Source organism: Polaromonas sp. P2_G11, assembly GCF_056403595.1.
This window is the reverse complement of the sequence record NZ_JBFUFE010000006.1, coordinates 445,239-462,296: the sequence shown is the minus strand read 5'-3', so window position 1 is coordinate 462,296 and position 17,058 is coordinate 445,239. Positions and strand designations below refer to the sequence as shown.

General features: G+C 60.4%; 17 protein-coding genes and 1 tRNA gene. All 18 read right to left on the bottom strand.

Features of this window, described 5'->3' with window-relative positions; all coding sequences use genetic code 11:
• Nucleotide 1: 1 nt before the first annotated feature.
• The 18 genes from nuoL to pnp all read right to left on the bottom strand — a co-directional run bounded on the left by nuoL (nucleotide 2) and on the right by pnp (nucleotide 16,977).
• Entirely contained in the window at nucleotides 2-2,026 is a 2,025-nt protein-coding gene (gene nuoL / locus AC1DWQ_RS22355; RefSeq protein WP_477671600.1) for an NADH-quinone oxidoreductase subunit L, read from the bottom strand.
• 144 nt (nucleotides 2,027-2,170) lie between these two features.
• On the bottom strand, nucleotides 2,171-2,479 hold the full coding sequence (nuoK, locus tag AC1DWQ_RS22350) for an NADH-quinone oxidoreductase subunit NuoK (RefSeq protein WP_007864437.1): 309 nt from the start codon (nucleotides 2,477-2,479) through the stop codon (nucleotides 2,171-2,173).
• The gene (locus AC1DWQ_RS22345; RefSeq protein ID WP_477671599.1) at nucleotides 2,476-3,129 is read right to left on the bottom strand and encodes an NADH-quinone oxidoreductase subunit J; all 654 of its coding nucleotides are present in this window, start codon (nucleotides 3,127-3,129) and stop codon (nucleotides 2,476-2,478) included. The genes nuoK and AC1DWQ_RS22345 overlap by 4 nt, the downstream gene beginning before the upstream one ends.
• Before the next feature lie 38 nt (nucleotides 3,130-3,167).
• The gene (gene nuoI, locus AC1DWQ_RS22340; RefSeq protein ID WP_436155269.1) at nucleotides 3,168-3,665 is read right to left on the bottom strand and encodes an NADH-quinone oxidoreductase subunit NuoI; all 498 of its coding nucleotides are present in this window, start codon (nucleotides 3,663-3,665) and stop codon (nucleotides 3,168-3,170) included.
• 161 nt (nucleotides 3,666-3,826) lie between these two features.
• The gene (nuoH, locus tag AC1DWQ_RS22335; protein ID WP_477671598.1) at nucleotides 3,827-4,900 is read right to left on the bottom strand and encodes an NADH-quinone oxidoreductase subunit NuoH; all 1,074 of its coding nucleotides are present in this window, start codon (nucleotides 4,898-4,900) and stop codon (nucleotides 3,827-3,829) included.
• Complete coding sequence (gene nuoG / locus AC1DWQ_RS22330; RefSeq protein WP_477671597.1) at nucleotides 4,897-7,053, bottom strand: NADH-quinone oxidoreductase subunit NuoG; 2,157 nt, start codon at nucleotides 7,051-7,053, stop codon at nucleotides 4,897-4,899. Before nuoG ends, nuoH begins: the two co-directional genes overlap by 4 nt.
• A 19-nt stretch (nucleotides 7,054-7,072) precedes the next feature.
• Nucleotides 7,073-8,467 (bottom strand): NADH-quinone oxidoreductase subunit NuoF, encoded by a 1,395-nt coding sequence (nuoF, locus tag AC1DWQ_RS22325; protein WP_477671596.1) that lies wholly within the window; start codon nucleotides 8,465-8,467, stop codon nucleotides 7,073-7,075.
• Nucleotides 8,464-8,958 (bottom strand): NADH-quinone oxidoreductase subunit NuoE, encoded by a 495-nt coding sequence (gene nuoE / locus AC1DWQ_RS22320; RefSeq protein ID WP_477671595.1) that lies wholly within the window; start codon nucleotides 8,956-8,958, stop codon nucleotides 8,464-8,466. Before nuoE ends, nuoF begins: the two co-directional genes overlap by 4 nt.
• An 18-nt stretch (nucleotides 8,959-8,976) precedes the next feature.
• A complete protein-coding gene (locus AC1DWQ_RS22315) occupies nucleotides 8,977-9,501 on the bottom strand; it encodes a DUF2059 domain-containing protein (protein WP_477671594.1) in 525 nt (174 codons plus the stop codon).
• On the bottom strand, nucleotides 9,498-10,751 hold the full coding sequence (locus tag AC1DWQ_RS22310) for an NADH-quinone oxidoreductase subunit D (protein ID WP_477671593.1): 1,254 nt from the start codon (nucleotides 10,749-10,751) through the stop codon (nucleotides 9,498-9,500). The genes AC1DWQ_RS22315 and AC1DWQ_RS22310 overlap by 4 nt, the downstream gene beginning before the upstream one ends.
• A gap of 23 nt (nucleotides 10,752-10,774) precedes the next feature.
• A complete protein-coding gene (locus AC1DWQ_RS22305; RefSeq protein WP_477671592.1) occupies nucleotides 10,775-11,383 on the bottom strand; it encodes an NADH-quinone oxidoreductase subunit C in 609 nt (202 codons plus the stop codon).
• A 3-nt stretch (nucleotides 11,384-11,386) separates the two neighbouring features.
• Nucleotides 11,387-11,866, bottom strand: coding sequence for a NuoB/complex I 20 kDa subunit family protein (locus AC1DWQ_RS22300; protein ID WP_007864469.1), 480 nt, complete (start codon nucleotides 11,864-11,866; stop codon nucleotides 11,387-11,389).
• 54 nt (nucleotides 11,867-11,920) lie between these two features.
• Entirely contained in the window at nucleotides 11,921-12,280 is a 360-nt protein-coding gene (locus AC1DWQ_RS22295) for an NADH-quinone oxidoreductase subunit A (protein WP_477671591.1), read from the bottom strand.
• 99 nt (nucleotides 12,281-12,379) lie between these two features.
• Nucleotides 12,380-12,464 (bottom strand) — tRNA-Leu (locus AC1DWQ_RS22290).
• Between the two features lie 115 nt (nucleotides 12,465-12,579).
• Nucleotides 12,580-12,996 carry a preprotein translocase subunit SecG gene (secG, locus tag AC1DWQ_RS22285; protein ID WP_477671590.1) on the bottom strand — a complete coding sequence of 139 codons (417 nt, stop codon included), beginning with the start codon at nucleotides 12,994-12,996 and terminating at the stop codon, nucleotides 12,580-12,582.
• Nucleotides 12,997-13,029: 33 nt separating this feature from the next.
• Entirely contained in the window at nucleotides 13,030-13,788 is a 759-nt protein-coding gene (gene tpiA, locus AC1DWQ_RS22280) for a triose-phosphate isomerase (RefSeq protein ID WP_477671589.1), read from the bottom strand.
• Nucleotides 13,785-14,783: an NAD(P)H-quinone oxidoreductase gene (locus AC1DWQ_RS22275; protein ID WP_477671588.1), complete on the bottom strand. Its 999-nt coding sequence runs from the start codon at nucleotides 14,781-14,783 to the stop codon at nucleotides 13,785-13,787. The genes tpiA and AC1DWQ_RS22275 overlap by 4 nt, the downstream gene beginning before the upstream one ends.
• Nucleotides 14,784-14,859: 76 nt before the next feature.
• On the bottom strand, nucleotides 14,860-16,977 hold the full coding sequence (gene pnp / locus AC1DWQ_RS22270) for a polyribonucleotide nucleotidyltransferase (protein WP_477648118.1): 2,118 nt from the start codon (nucleotides 16,975-16,977) through the stop codon (nucleotides 14,860-14,862).
• Nucleotides 16,978-17,058: the final 81 nt, after the last annotated feature.

The following is a 17,058-nucleotide window of genomic DNA, read 5'->3' as shown; positions in this document are numbered from 1 at the left end:
ATCAGCGATTGAGCCAGACGAAATACGTCATCAACACAAACACGCCAATGATCATGCCGAAGGCATAGTGATAGATGTAGCCGGACTGCAGCCGGCGAACCATGCCGGAGACCCAGCCGATCACCTTCCACGAACCGTTGACCAGCGCACCGTCGATCAGCTTCTGGTCGCCACCCTTCCAGAGCGCGGTGCCGAGAGCGCGCGTGCCGCGGGCCAGCACGTTTTCGTTGAACCAGTCGAAGTAGTACTTGTTTTCGAGCAACGTGAAGATGGGCATGAACATGCGCTTGATCGCGGCCGGCAAGGCGGGGTTAATCATGTACATATACCAGGCCAGCACCGAGCCCCCGAGAGCCAGCCAGAACGGTGGCGCCATCAGGCCGTGCAAAGCCATCTGCCATGGGCCGTGGAACAGATGCTTAAGCTCTTCCATGGCGTGATGTTTCTCGAGGTCCACGAAGATGGCGTCCTTGAAGAAATCGCCGTACAGCATGGGCTGTATCGTCATGAAACCGATGACCACCGACGGAATCGCCAGCAGGATCAGCGGCACCGTCACCACCCACGGGGATTCGTGCGGCTCGTGGTGTTCGTCATGATGGCCATGGTCGTCGTGACCGTGGTGGTGCGCGTCGGGATTCTGGTCATGGCGTTCCTTGCCGTGGAACACCAGGAAATACAGCCGGAAGGAATAGAAGGCCGTCACGAAGACACCTGCCAGCACCGCGAAGTAGGCAAAGCCAGCGCCTGCCAGGTGGCTCTCATGCACGGCTTCAATGATGCTGTCCTTGGAGTAAAAACCCGCGAACAACGGCGTGCCGATCAAGGCCAGCGTACCCAGCAACGAAGTGATCCAGGTGATGGGCATGTACTTGCGTACGCCGCCCATCCAGCGAATGTCCTGGTTATGGTGCATGCCGATGATGACCGAGCCCGCGGCCAGGAACAGCAGCGCCTTGAAGAAGGCGTGCGTCATCAGGTGGAACACCGCGACAGAATAGGCCGAGGCGCCCAGCGCCACCGTCATGTAACCCAGCTGCGAAAGTGTGGAATACGCGACCACACGCTTGATGTCGTTCTGGATGATGCCGAGAAAGCCCATGAACAGCGCCGTAATGGCACCTATCACCATGATGAAGCTGAGCGCGGTATCGCTGAGCTCAAACAGCGGTGACATGCGCGCCACCATGAAGATGCCGGCCGTCACCATGGTTGCTGCGTGAATCAGCGCGGAGATCGGGGTTGGGCCTTCCATGGAATCCGGCAACCAGACGTGCAAAGGGAATTGCGCTGACTTGCCCATGGCGCCAATGAAGAGGCAGATGCAAATCACGGTTACCAGCATCCAGCCGGTGCCCGGGAAGCTCAGCTTGGAAAGCTCGCCGGCCTTGGCAAAGGCCTCGCCGTAGTTCAGTGTGCCGGCATAGGCAGCGATCAGGCCGATGCCAAGGATGAAACCGAAATCGCCCACGCGGTTGACCAGGAAGGCCTTCATGTTTGCAAAGATGGCGGTCGGCTTGTTGAACCAGAAGCCGATCAGCAGATAGGACACCAGACCCACGGCCTCCCAGCCGAAGAACAGCTGAAGCATGTTGTTGCTCATCACCAGCATCAGCATGGAAAAGGTGAACAGCGAGATGTAGGCGAAGAAGCGGTTGTAGCCCTCGTCTTCTTCCATGTAGCCTATGGTGTAGATGTGCACCATGAGCGACACAAAGGTCACCACGCACATCATCATGGCTGTGAGGCCGTCGACCAGGAAACCGATTTCCATTTTCAGGCCACCGACGCTCATCCAGGTGTAGAGCGTCTCGTTGAAGCGCGCGCCGTCAATCGCCACGCTCTTGAGCGTCATGGCCGAAATGATGAAAGCCACCAGCACCCCGAGGATGGTGAGGGTGTGCGACAGGCGCCGGCCTATCCAGTTGCCGCCGAAAGAGGTGCCGAGAATACCGGCCGCCAAGGCGCCGGCCAGCGGCGCCAGCGGGACGGCCAGCAGAGTTGAAGCGTTGAGGGTGGATGCCATATCAGTTTTTCTTCGTCAAGCAAGTTGCGCTGGCAAACAAGGAAGCCATGCCAGGGCCGCCACGGAACCGGCTCTGCCGGGCCGTCAGCGGCGCCCCCTTGAGGGGGAGGCGGCCGGAGGCCGCTTCGGGGGGGAGCGTCATCTTTAGCCCTGGAGCGTGTTGAGTTCGTCGACGTTGATGCTGGACTTGTTGCGGAACAGCAGCACCAGGATGGCCAGGCCTATGGCCGATTCGGCCGCAGCGACGGTCAGGATGAAGAACACAAATACCTGGCCGGCCATGTCATTCAGGTAGTACGAGAAGGCCACAAAATTCATGTTGACCGCCAGCAGCATGAGCTCGATGGCCATGAGCAGCACGATCAGGTTCTTGCGGTTCAGGAAGATGCCGATGACCGACAGCGCGAACAGCATCGCGCCCAGCGAAAGAAAATGTCCCAGTGTGAGCGTCATGGCTTCTTTTCCTCGGCAGGTACTGCAGCCGGAATGACAGCTGGTGCGGCCACAACGGATTTCATCTTGACCAGGCTTACACGGTCAGCGCGCTTGACCCGTATCTGTTCTGAAGGGTTCTGGTATTTGGAGTCCTTGCGTGCACGCAAGGTCAGCGCGATGGCCGCAATGATGGCCACCAGCAGAATCACCGCGGCAACTTCCAGCGGATAGAGGTATTCGGAGTACAGCAGTTTGCCGAGCTCCTTGGTATTGGAGATCTGCGCGCCTATCTGGCCCGCGGCGGTCGCGGCCTTGGGTGGCTCACGAAAACCGCCCATCAGCACGTAAGACATTTCCAGCGCGATGATGGCGCCCACTGACCCGGCCAGCGGGAAGTGCTTCCAGAAGCCCTTGCGGACACTGTCAATATTGATGTCCAGCATCATCACGACGAACAGGAAGAGCACCATCACAGCACCCACATAAACCAGCACCAGCGTAATGGCCAGGAACTCGGCCTTGAGCAGAATCCAGACGGCGGATGCCTGGAAGAATGCCAGCACGAGGTATAGCGCCGCATGCACGGGGTTACGGGCGGTAATCACCTTGAATGCTGCAAACAGCAGCACCGCGGCAAAAACATAAAAAAGACCTGTTTTAGCGTCCATGTTGTTGTGGATTCTTTCTTGAGCCAGCGGCTTGGGATTCAGCGGTACTTGGCGTCTGCCGCGCGGTTGGCGGCAATTTCGGATTCATACCGGTCACCCACGGCCAGCAGCATCTCTTTGGTGAAATACAGGTCGCCGCGCTTCTCGCCGTGGTATTCAAAGATGTGGGTCTCAACGATGGAATCGACCGGGCAACTTTCTTCGCAGAAACCGCAGAAGATGCATTTGGTGAGGTCGATGTCGTAGCGCGAGGTGCGACGGCTGCCGTCTTCACGCACGTCGGACTCAATGGTGATAGCCATCGCAGGACACACCGCTTCGCAGAGCTTGCAGGCGATACAGCGCTCTTCGCCGTTTTCATAGCGGCGCAACGCATGCAGGCCGCGAAAACGCGGGCTCAGCGGAGTTTTCTCTTCGGGAAACTGAACCGTGATCTTGCGGCTGAACATGTACTTGCCGGTCAGGGCCATGCCCTTGAACAGCTCGGTGAGCATGAAGCTCGACGCAAAGTCTTTGATGGAAGCGACGGCGGACATAAATCAGATTCCTGCAGAAGTAAGGCGTAGGCGTACACAAGGGCTCTTCAAGCCAGCAGGGGCCGCGGAACCGGCTTTGCCGGGCCGCAGGCGCAGCGCCCCCTCGGGGGGCAGCGCATTACACGAAGTCGAAGACGCGGTGAAAAGCGTGGGGGCCATAGTCACTTCCAGATGTTGTAAGGCGTCTGCATCCAGGCGCCAACGACCACCAGCCAGACCAGGGTCACGGGGATAAAAATCTTCCAACCCAAACGCATGATCTGGTCATAACGAAAGCGCGGGAAGGTGGCGCGCACCCACAGGAACATGGTGACCACCACAAAGGTCTTGGCACCCAGCCAGATCCAGCCCGGAATGAAGCTCAGGGCTTCAACAGGCGGCAACCAACCGCCCAGGAATAGCAGCACGGCCAGGATGGCGACCAGCCACATGTTCGCGTATTCAGCGAGGAAGAACATCGCGAAAGCCATGCCCGAGTACTCGACCATATGGCCAGCCACGATTTCGGACTCGCCTTCGACGACGTCGAAGGGGTGGCGGTTGGTCTCAGCCAGGCCGGAGATGAAGTACACGACAAAAATCGGCAACAGTGGCAGCCAGTTCCAGGACAGGAAAGTCCATCCGTTGCTTGCCAGCATGCCCTTGCCCTGGCTCATCACGATGTCAGTCATGTTGAGGCTGCCGGACACCATGAGCACCACCACCAGGCAGAAGCCCATGGCGATTTCATAGCTGACCATTTGCGCCGAAGCGCGCATGGCGCCGAGGAAGGCGTACTTGGAGTTCGAAGCCCAGCCCGCGATGATCACGCCATAGACTTCCAGCGAGGTGATGGCCATCAGGAACAGCAGGCCGGCGTTGATGTTGGCCAGCGCGATCTCGGGCCCGAAGGGAATCACGGCCCAGGCGGCCAGGGCCGGCATGATGGTCATGATGGGGCCGAGCACGAACAGGCCCTTGCTGGCCGCCGTGGGGATGATGATTTCCTTGGTCAGCAGCTTGAGCGCATCGGCGATTGGCTGCAGCAGGCCGAAAGGCCCGACGCGGTTAGGGCCGAGGCGAATCTGCGTGAAGCCGATGGCCTTGCGTTCCCACAAGGTCAGGTAAGCCACGAGGCCCATCAGCGGCAACAGGACACAGACGATCTTGATGAGCGTCCACAGCACAGGCCATACCGTGGCCGGCCAGATGCCGCCCATCAAACCCTGGCCAAACGCGAAGATTCCATCAATCATGCCGTCACTCCTTCGAGCCTGGCTTCGACGCCGGCGGCCTGGCGGGCATCCGCCGTCAGCTGCAGCGATGTGGCGCGCCTGACCAGCCCGTCGAGCTGGTAAATGCTGGCCACCGCAGGCACCTGGACGATAGCGGCCGACAGGTCGATAGCGGCCTGGGTGCTGTTGCCGAGCTTGTCCGCGGGAAGCTGCGCCGCATCGGCACCCGCGACCTGCTTGAGCACGTCCTGCGCGGATTCAAAATCAAAGCCGGGCAAGCCCAGCACGTTGGCGAGCACGCGCAGCACCTTCCAGGCCGGACGGGTATCGCCCAGCGGCTTGACGACGGCGTGAAAGCTTTGCACGCGGCCCTCGGCGTTCACAAAGGTGCCGGGTGTTTCGGTGAAAGGCGCAATCGGCAGCAGCACATCGCTGAAGCCCATGTTGGCCTTGAAGGGGCTCAGCGTCACGACCATCTGTGCGGCGTTGAGCGAAGACTTGGCGCTGGCGCCGGCAGCCGAGTCAAACTCGGGTTCGTTGTTGAGCAGGATCACGGCCTTGAGCTGGCCGCCCAGCATCTGACCGGCATTCAGGCCCTTGCCGGCAGGCAAGGCGCCGGCCAGTTGGGCACCCACGGTATTGGCGGCTTCCGTGAGGTAGCCCACGGTGGCGCCGGTCTGCTCGCCGATCCAGTTGGCGAGCGCCAGCAGGCTGGAGGCCTTGGTGTGATGCGCCGCGGCATTGCCCAGCAGGATGGCCTTGCGCTCGCCGCCCAGCAGGGATTTGGCGATCGCCTTGGCGGCGTCGGTAGCCTGGCCGGCGGCGGGCGCGGTAACGCCCTTGTCAGCGGCAATCGCGGCAGCCACATCGGCCAGGGCCTGGGTCCAGGCTTCGGGCGCTGCCAGCAGCCTATTGGCGACAGGCATGGCCCAGGCGTCGGCGTTTGCCAGTTCGGCGGTGGAATTGACGGTGCTCAGCGCCCCGCCCTTGCGAACGGCCTGGCGTATGCGCTGCGCGAACAACGGGTGGTCCTTGCGCAGATTGGAGCCGACCACCAGCACGCGCTGCAGCTGCGACAGCGAGGCAACGGAGGTACCCAGCCAGCGGATGGCCGAAGGTGCGGTGAACTCGGCGTTGCGCAGCCGGTAGTCGATGTTCTCGCTGCCCAGGCCGCGCATCAGGGAGGCGGCCAGGTAGAGCTCTTCGAGCGTGCTGTGCGGGCTGGCCAGGGTGCCGATGCTGCTGGCACCGTGGTCGGCCTTGATCTGCTTGAGGCCGTTGGCCACGTATTCGAGCGCGGTCTGCCAGTCGACAGCCTTCCATTCGCCGCCCTGCTTGAGCATGGGGCTGGTCAGGCGTTCGTCGCCGTTGAGGGCTTCATACGAGAAGCGGTCGCGGTCGGCGATCCAGCATTCGTTCACGTCTTCGTTCTCCAGGGGGACGACGCGCATGACCTTGTTGTTCTTGACCTGGACAATCAGGTTGGCGCCGGTCGAGTCGTGCGGGCTGACCGACTTGCGGCGCGACAGTTCCCACGTGCGGGCGCTGTAGCGGAAAGGCTTGCTGGTCAGCGCGCCCACCGGGCAGATGTCAATCATGTTGCCGGACAGCTCGGAGTCCACCGACATGCCGACGAAGGTTTCGATTTCGGCGTGTTCGCCGCGATGCGACATGCCGAGTTCCATCACGCCGGCCACTTCCTGGCCGAAGCGCACGCAGCGCGTGCAATGGATGCAGCGGCTCATTTCCTGCATGGAAATCAGCGGGCCCACGTCCTTGTGGAAGACGACGCGCTTTTCTTCCTCGTAGCGCGATTCGCTGCCGCCGTAACCGACGGCCAGGTCCTGCAGCTGGCATTCGCCGCCCTGGTCACAGATCGGGCAGTCCAGCGGGTGGTTGATCAGCAGGAACTCCATCACACCCTTCTGGGCCTTGATGGCTTTGTCGTTCTTGGTACGCACGATCATGCCCTGAGTGACGGGCGTAGCGCAGGCCGGCATGGGCTTGGGCGCCTTCTCCACGTCGACCAGGCACATGCGGCAGTTGGCGGCAATGCTCAGCTTCTTGTGATAGCAGAAGTGCGGAATGTAAGTGCCGGCCTTTTCGGCCGCATGCATCACCGTGCTGCCTTCAAGCACTTCCACCTTCTGGCCGTCGAGTTCTATTTCAACCATATTTTTTTCTTTCCGCAATTCAGGCTTGCGCGGTAGCCGAAACCGGAGTGTGGGAGACTTGTGGCTTGATCATGGCTTCAAACTCATGGCGGAAGTGTTTGATCATGGCGCGCACCGGCATGGCCGCGGCATCGCCGAGCGCGCAGATGGTGCGGCCCTGGATGTTGTCGGCCACCGAGTTGAGCAGGTCCATGTCGGTCTGCTTTCCGTGGCCGTTGTGGATACGGTCCACGACGCGCCAGAGCCAGCCCGTACCTTCGCGGCAAGGCGTGCATTGCCCGCAGGACTCATGCATGTAGAAGTAGGACAGGCGCTTGAGCGACTCGACCATGCAACGGCTGTCGTCCATGACGATCACCGCGCCCGAACCCAGCATGGAGCCGGCCTTGGCGATGGAGTCGTAGTCCATGGTGCAGTCCATCATGATGGAAGCCGGCAGCACGGGCGCCGAAGACCCGCCGGGAATCACGGCCTTGAGCGTACGGCCCTTGCGCACGCCGCCTGCGAGTTCCAGCAGCCTGGAGAACGGCGTGCCCATGGGCACTTCATAGTTGCCGGGCAGCTCGACGTCGCCGGACACCGAATAAATCTTGGTGCCGCCGTTGTTGGGCTTGCCGCATTCGAGGTAGGCCTGGCCGCCGTTGCGGATGATCCAGGGCACGGCCGCGAAGGTCTCGGTGTTGTTGATGGTGGTGGGCTTGCCGTAGAGGCCGAAGCTGGCCGGGAACGGCGGCTTGAAGCGCGGCTGGCCTTTTTTGCCCTCGAGCGACTCGAGCAGCGCGGTTTCTTCGCCGCAGATGTAGGCGCCGAAACCATGCGAGGCATGGAGCTGGAAGCTGTAACCGCTGCCGAAAATGTTGTCGCCCAGCAGGCCGGCAGCGCGTGCTTCTTCCAGCGCTTCTTCAAAGCGCTGGTAGGTCGCGAAGATTTCGCCGTGGATGTAGTTGTAACCCACGCTGATGCCCATGGCGTAGGCGGCGATCGCCATGCCCTCGATCACGCTGTGCGGGTTGTACTGCATGATGTCGCGGTCTTTGCAGGTACCCGGCTCGCCTTCGTCCGAATTGCAGACCAGGTATTTCTGGCCCGGGAACTGACGCGGCATGAAGCTCCACTTGAGCCCGGTCGGGAAACCCGCGCCGCCGCGGCCGCGCAAGCTGCCGGCCTTGACTTCAGCGATGACCTGGTCGGGCGTCATGCCCTCGCCGCCATCCTGCTTGAGGATTTTGCGCAGCGCCTGGTAGCCGCCGCGCGCTTCGTAGTCCTTGAGCCGCCAGTTGCTGCCGTCGAGGTCAGCCAGGATTTGCGGATTGATGTGCCGGCCGTGGAAGCAGGTCTGCACGCCAGTAGCCGAGAACTGCGACAGCACGCTCTGCGCGGCCGCGCTGTTGGGTGTCAGGGGTGCGAGCGTCATGGTTGCTTTGCCTCGGCGGATTGAAGGCCTTCGATGAGCTGGTCCAGCTTCTCGTTGCTCATGAAGCTGCACATGGTGAGATCGTTGACGAGCATCACCGGCGAATCCGCGCAGGCGCCCAGGCATTCAGACTGCTGCAGCGTGAAAAGACCGTCGGCGCTGGTCTCGCCCATGACGATGCCCAGCTTGTGCTCCAGGTGCTTGAGCGCCTTGGCGCCGTCGCGCAGCTGGCAAGGCAGGTTGGTGCAGACGTTGAGTTTGTACTTGCCAACGGGGCGCTGGTTGTACATGTTGTAGAAGGTGGTGACTTCGTGCACGGCAATCGGCGCCATGCCGAGGTATTCGGCCACGACCTTCTCGCTTTCGGCGCTGACGTAGCCGTGCTCTTCCTGCAGGATGGTCAGGCAAGCCATGACGGCCGACTGTTTCTGGTCCGCGGGGTATTTGGCGACTTCGCGGTCGAAGCGCGCTCTGGTTTGTTCAGAAATCATATGATCTTCGATCCGCAACTAGCGTTTGCCTATGCCCATTTGTTCCAGCGTTTGTGCCGCGGCCCTGCGCCCAGATGCCTCGCCAATCGCACGACCCTGAAGCAAGATACCTTGCATCTGTTGCGGTTGACGAGCGAGCATTTTCTGGGCTAACGGAGTGGCATAAAAAGCGGATAACGCCTCCATTTCTTCTATGGAGTAGTCTTTTGCCAAAATACCCGTTACCACATCGGTATAGAGCTGTTTTGTTTCGGTGGACTTGAATTCACGAAGAAAATTCGCCGAGAATTTCGAGATAAATTCTTTTTTTAGCGGTTCGGGCGCATTGGTTGATTTCAGCATTTGGGTCAACATGGGCTCAAACAATGGGATCATCTGGTCGGCCATGGTGTCATACATCTTGTCGAATCCGGTCTGGGCCATCAGGCGAACGGCAAGCACGCGACGCTTCTCCATCTCCGCCGCGGAAACTGTTTGCGCGTGTGCCGCCTGCAGTCCGAGCAGAAAAAAACAGAGCAGCAGCGAACGGGATAACCGATTCATCGGTCAATCTCTCCAAACACAATATCCATGGTGCCGATCACAGCAACGGCATCGGCGATCATGTGGCCGCGCGACATTTCGTCCATAGCCGCGAGATGCGGAAAACCCGGCGGGCGGATCTTCAAGCGATAGGGCTTGTTGGCACCGTCGCTGACGATGTAGATGCCGAACTCGCCCTTGGGGTGCTCGACCGCCGCATAGGCTTCACCTTCGGGCACGTGAAAACCTTCGGTGAAGAGCTTGAAGTGGTGAATCAGCTCTTCCATGTTGGACTTCATGGATTCGCGGTCGGGTGCGGCAACCTTGTGGTTGCTGGTGATCACGGGGCCGGGGTTGACGCGCAACCAGTCAATGCACTGCTTGATGATGCGGTTGGACTGGCGCATCTCTTCGATGCGGACCAGGTAACGGTCATAGCAGTCGCCGGTTTTGCCGACCGGGATGTCGAAGTCCATCTTGTCATAGACGTCGTAGGGCTGTTGCTTGCGCAGGTCCCAGGCGAAACCCGAACCGCGGAGCATGGGGCCGGTAAAGCCGAGGTTGAGGGCTCGCTCAGGCGACACAACGCCGACACCCACGGTGCGCTGCTTCCAGATGCGGTTGTCGGTCAGCAGGGTTTCGTACTCATCGACATAAGCCGGGAATTTGTTGCTGAAGTCCTCGATGAAGTCGAGCAACGAACCCTGGCGGTTCTCATTGAGCGCTGCGATGGCCTTGGCGTTCTTGACCTTGCTGACGCGGTACTGCGGCATGCTGTCGGGCAGGTCGCGGTAGACGCCGCCCGGGCGGAAGTAGGCCGCATGCATGCGCGCGCCGGACACGGCTTCGTACATGTCGAACAACGCCTCGCGCTCGCGGAAGCAGTAAATCAGGATGTTCATCGCGCCGCAGTCGAAACCGTGCGCACCCAGCCATAGCAGGTGGTTGAGCAGGCGCGTGATTTCGGCGTACATCACGCGGATGTACTGCGCGCGCACCGGCACGTCGACGCCGAGCAGCTTCTCGATGGCCAGACAGTAGGCGTGCTCGTTGGACATCATCGAGACGTAGTCCAGCCTGTCCATGTAGGGCAGCGACTGGATGTAAGTCTTGCTTTCGGCGAGCTTTTCAGTGGCACGGTGTAGCAGGCCAATGTGTGGGTCGGCGCGCTGGATCACTTCGCCGTCGAGCTCGAGCACCAAGCGCAACACACCGTGCGCTGCGGGATGCTGTGGCCCAAAGTTGAGCGTGTAATTTTTGATTTCAGCCATGGGGTATCTTCTGTCGACGCTGCTTACTGCAGGCCGCCGTAGTTGTCTTCACGGATCACACGCGGAGTGATCTCACGCGGCTCAATGGTGACCGGCTGGTAAATCACGCGCTTTTGCTCAGGGTCGTAGCGCATCTCCACATGGCCCGAGGTCGGGAAATCCTTGCGGAAAGGATGGCCGATGAAACCGTAATCGGTCAGGATTCGACGCAGGTCATTGTGGCCTTCAAAGATGATGCCGTAGAGATCGAAGGCTTCGCGCTCGAACCAGTTGGCCGAGTTCCAGATGCCATTGAGCGAATCCACCACGGGGAAATCGTCGTCGGGGCAGAACACCTTGAGGCGAACGCGCTGGTTGAGGCTGACGGACAGCAGATGCGACGCCACGCAGTAGCGCAGGCCGTCGTACTGACCGTCCTTGTATTCGGAATAGTCGACACCACACAGATCGATGAGCTGCTCGAAGCGGCAACCTGGCGCATCGCGCAGCAGGGTTGCGGCCGCGAGGTAATCGGCGGCGGCGACCGTGAGGGTGATTTCACCCAGAGCGGTCTTCAGGCTTTTGACCTTGTCGCCGAGCACCGCATGAATCGTTTCGGCGAGTTGTTCCATGGACACAGGAGAAGAGGACATGCTTTATGCCCTCGCAATCGTGTTGGTGCGACGAATTTTCTGCTGTAGCTGGATGATGCCGTACATCAGCGCTTCGGCCGTGGGCGGGCAGCCGGGCACGTAGACGTCCACCGGCACGATGCGGTCGCAGCCGCGAACCACGGAATAGCTGTAGTGGTAATAGCCGCCGCCGTTGGCGCACGAGCCCATGGACAACACCCAGCGCGGCTCCGACATCTGGTCGTACACCTTGCGCAAGGCCGGGCCCATCTTGTTGCACAGCGTGCCGGCCACAATCATCAGGTCGGACTGGCGCGGGCTGGGACGGAACAACATGCCGAAGCGATCCAGGTCGTAACGCGCCGCGCCCGCATGCATCATTTCGACGGCGCAGCAGGCCAGGCCGAACGTCATGGGCCAAAGCGAACCCGTCTTGGCCCAATTCACCACCGAGTCGTAACTCGTGGTCATGAAGCCTTCGTTGAAAACACCTTCAAGTGACATACCCGTACCTTTGTGGCGTGACCCGCCTAGAGAACCCTCGGGATTCTTAGCTTCTTATTCCCAGTCCAGCGCACCCTTTTTCCACTCGTAAACAAAGCCCACGACCAGAATGCCCAGGAAAATCATGACGGACCAGAAACCGACAGGGCCGATTTCCCTGAGCGCCACGGCCCAGGGAAAAAGAAACGCGATTTCGAGGTCAAAAAGGATGAAGAGGATGGCGACCAGGTAGTAGCGCACATCGAATTTCATGCGGGCATCTTCGAAAGCCTCGAAGCCGCATTCGTAAGGGGAATTTTTTTCGCTGTCGGGACGCACGGGGCCCAACAAACGCCCCAGGACCTGAGGCACCACACCGACACCCACACCAACCAGAATAAACAAAAGAACAGGAAGGTATTGATCGAGGTTCATCGTGGATTCAACTTCTGAAAAGCCACTTGCGCGGTTTGCTTCAGCTTGCCGTTTGAGCCGACAACATTGCCGGAGCACTGCTGCCGATGCATGTCAATCTGGTGCGGACGGCGAGACTCGAACTCGCACACCTTTCGGCACTACCCCCTCAAGATAGCGTGTCTACCAATTTCACCACGTCCGCGGTATTTAACTGCCTGGATGGCATGAGGAACCTTGCGGTTTTTGGCTTTCCAGACAGTCTTAGAGTTTACCCCGAAATATTGCTGCTCCCGACTGCGGGCAACAGCAAAATCTCGTTATTTCGTCGGGATTTGCGCAGCACCGGACGCGGCAGGCGCAGGCGGGACAGGAACTGCCGTGCCAGTACTTGCAGGCGCAGAGGTTCCCGGAATCTGGGCCGCACCGGAAGCTGCAGCAGCCGGCGCCGGAGCGCTCACGGCGGCCCCCTCCAGGACGCTGGAGCTTGTGCGCGCAGGAGCATTGCCAAAGTAAGCAAGCAGCAAGGTGCAGGCAAAAAACAACGCGGCGAGAACGCCGGTAGTGCGTGACAGGAAATTAGCACTGCCGCTGGCGCCAAAAAGGCTGCCCGAACCGCCACTGCCAAACGCCGCGCCCATGTCTGCGCCCTTGCCGTGTTGCACCAGGATCAGGCCAATCATGCCGAGCGCCGAAAGCATCTGCACAGCGAGGACAATGGTTAATACAACGTTCATATCTACTCCTAAATTAATAGCGTTCTGCGCCTGTCAGTTGCGGGCTGCAGCAATAATTGTCAAAAAATCGGGGGCTTTGAGCGACGCACCGCCAATCAGGCCACCGTCGATATCGGGCTGGGCCAGCAGCGTTGCCGCGTTGGCCGCGTTCATGCTGCCGCCATACAGAATTTTCACGCGGGCAAACTGATCTGTAGCCGCCTTCAATTGGTTGCGCAGCACCAGGTGCACAGCCTGCGCCTCTTGCGGAGTCGCTGTCTTGCCGGTACCAATCGCCCATACCGGTTCGTAGGCCACCACGATTTCGCTGATGCAGTGGCCATTGGTGTGGATCACCGCCGCGAGCTGCCGCTTCACGACTTCTTCGGTATGGCCTGCCTCACGCTCGGCCAGCGTTTCGCCAACACAAACGATGGGGGTAACACCGCAGGCCAGTGCAGATTTTGCCTTGTCGGCGACCGTCGCATCAGTCTCGCCGTGATGCTGGCGCCGCTCCGAGTGACCAACGATAGCGAAACGGCAACCAAACTCCTTGAGCATGGCGGCACTGACTTCACCCGTATAGGCGCCACTGGCATGAACGGACACATCCTGTGCGCCCAGTTCAATGGCAGACAGGCCGGGTTTAGCAGCCCGCAATAGCTGAATCTGTGCCAGGTAAGGCGCAGGAACACAAACCGCCACCTCACATGCCGGAGGATTGGCCAGCCCACTCGCCAGGGCATCCAGCAAGGCTGCGTTGGCCTCCAGGCCGCCGTTCATCTTCCAGTTACCAGCAATAAGCTTCTTCATGGTGTCGGTGACCAGGTTAAGACGATTTTGCCGACATGCTGGTTGGACTCCATCAATGCATGCGCCTTGGCCGCATCAGCCGCCGCAAACGTGCTGTGAATCACCGGCTTGACAGCACCGCTCGCAAGCAGTGGCCACACCTTATTCCTCAATGCATTCGCAATGGCGCTTTTGAACTCGACAGATCGCGCACGCAAGGTTGAACCGGTGACGGTCAAGCGCTTGCGCAACACCAATCCCGCATTGATCTCGGACTTGACCCCGCCCTGTATCGCAATGATGACCAGACGGCCGTCCTCGGCCATGCAGTCAACTTCTCGCGCAACATAACCACCGGCAACCATATCAAGAATGACGTCGACGCCCTTCCCGTTGGTCAGCTTTTTTGCCTCTTCGGCAAAGTCACTGGTCTTGTAGTTGATGGCATGGTCCGCGCCCAAAGCCACACAGGCAGCGCATTTTTCGTCGCTGCCGGCCGTTACCAGCACCGTGGCCCCCAAGGCCTTGGCAATCTGGATGGCCGTAACGCCGATACCGCTGGAGCCGCCCTGGATCAGCAAGGTTTCACCCGGCTGCAGGTAAGCGCGCTCAAACACATTGCTCCAGACGGTGAAAAAAGTCTCGGGCAAAGATGCCGCCTCGATGTCGCTCAGCCCTGAAGGCACCGGCAGGCACTGCCCAATCGGAGCAACACACAACTCGGCATAGCCACCACCCGCGACCAACGCGCAGACACGGTCACCGATTTTGAGGCCGGCTACGGCCATGGCCACGGCATCGCCGGACACGATCACACCCGCGACTTCAAGCCCGGGAATGTCGGACGCCCCGGGCGGTACCGGGTAGTGACCCATGCGCTGAAGAACATCAGGGCGGTTGACGCCACTGGCGCTCACGCGAATCACTACCTCGCCAGAACCTTCGATGGGCGCCGGGCGATCAGCCAGGCGCAACACCTCAGGCTTGCCGTAGGAGGTAATTTCAACAACTTTCATGGCGTATCAAGGTCATTTGAGTCGCCAGCCCTCTGTACAAGAGCGCAAGCAGCTACAAAATCAATAGCAGTATTGATCAGCCCCGGTCTTGGTCCTGGGCCGGACGGTCGAGCAAAGCCTTCATCGACAGCTTGACACGGCCCTTCTCGTCGGTCTCCAGAACCTTGACCTTGACGATCTGGCCTTCGCTCAGGTAGTCGGTGACCTTCTCGACGCGCTCGTGGGCGATCTGGCTGATGTGCAGCAGGCCGTCCTTGCCGGGCAGCAGGTTGATCAGGGCGCCGAAGTCCAGGATCTTGGTGACCGGGCCTTCGTACACCTTGCCGATTTCGACCTCAGCGGTGATCTCGGCGATGCGGCGCTTGGCCTCGTCGGCCTTGGCGCTGTCATTCGACGCGATGGTGATAGTGCCGTCTTCCTCGATGTTGATCTGCGTGCCGGTTTCTTCGGTCAGCGCGCGGATGACGGCGCCGCCCTTGCCGATCACGTCGCGGATCTTCTCTGGGTTGATCTTCATGACGTAGAGACGCGGCGCGAAGTCGGACACTTCAGCCTTGGCTTCGCCCATGGCTTCCTGCATCTTGCCCAGGATGTGCATGCGGGCTTCCTTGGCCTGGGCCAGCGCGACCTGCATGATTTCCTTGGTGATGCCCTGGATCTTGATGTCCATCTGCAGCGCGGTGATACCGAAGGTGGTACCCGCAACCTTGAAATCCATGTCGCCCAGGTGATCTTCATCACCCAGGATGTCGGTCAGCACGGCAAAACGGTTGTCTTCCTTGATCAGGCCCATGGCGATACCGGCCACGTGGGCTTTCATCGGCACACCGGCATCCATCAGCGACAGGCAGCCGCCGCAGACCGAAGCCATGGACGAAGAGCCGTTGGACTCGGTGATCTCAGACACCACGCGCATGGTGTACGGAAACTCTTCCTTCGACGGCAGCACGGCGATCAGCGCGCGCTTGGCCAGACGGCCGTGACCGATTTCGCGGCGCTTTGGCGAGCCGACACGGCCGGTTTCACCGGTGGCGAACGGAGGCATGTTGTAATGCAGCATGAAGCGGTCTTCGTAGTCGCCCGACAACGCGTCGATACGCTGCGCATCGCGCTCAGTGCCCAGCGTGGTCACGACCAGCGCCTGGGTTTCGCCGCGCGTGAACAGGGCCGAGCCGTGGGTGCGGGGCAGCACGCTGTTGCGGATTTCAATCGCACGAACGGTGCGCGTGTCGCGGCCGTCGATGCGGGGTTCGCCGGCCAGGATCTGGCTACGCACGATCTTGGCTTCGATGTCGAACAGCATGCCTTCAACGGCCACGCCGTCGAATTCCACGCCGTCGGCCTTGAGCGCGGCCATAACGTCGGAGGTCACCACGCGGCAGGCTTGCGTACGGGCTTGCTTGGCGCGGATCTGGTAAGCGGCTTGCAGCTTGGCACCGGCGAGTTCGTTGACCTTGGCGATCAGCGGCTCGTTCTTGGCGGGTGCTTTCCAATCCCAGACCGGCTTGCCGGCGTCGCGTACGAGTTCATGGATCGCGTTGATGGCGATGTTGCCCTGCTCATGGCCGAACACCACGGCGCCGAGCATGATCTCTTCGGACAGTTGCTGGGCTTCGGACTCGACCATCAGCACGGCGGCTTCGGTGCCGGCCACGACGAGGTCCATCTTCGAATCCTTGAGCTGGGTCTTGCCGGGGTTCAGCACGTACTGGCCGTCGATGTAGGCCACGCGAGCGGCGCCGATGGGGCCATTGAACGGGATGCCGGAGATCGACAACGCAGCGCTCGAGGCGATCAGCGCAGGGATGTCGCCTTCGACCTCAGGATTCAGCGACAGCACATGGATCACGACCTGAACTTCGTTGAAGAAGCCTTCAGGGAACAAGGGGCGGATCGGGCGGTCGATCAGGCGCGAAGTCAGCGTTTCGAATTCGCTGGGACGGCCTTCGCGCTTGAAGAAGCTGCCGGGAATGCGGCCAGCGGCGTAGGTTTTCTCGAGGTAGTCGACTGTCAGGGGGAAGAAATCCTGGCCGGGCTTGGCATCGGTCTTGGCGACCACGGTGGCCAGTACCACGGTGCCGTCCATGTCAACGACGACGGCGCCGCTGGACTGGCGTGCGATTTCGCCGGTTTCCATCGTGACTTTGTGCTGACCCCATTGGAAAGACTTGGTGACTTTGTTGAAAATGCTCATGTTCTTATCTCCACTAAATTCACGCACTTGAGGCAGTGCGGGAGGCCCGGAGCGGCGGCTGGCTGAACACGATGCCATTCC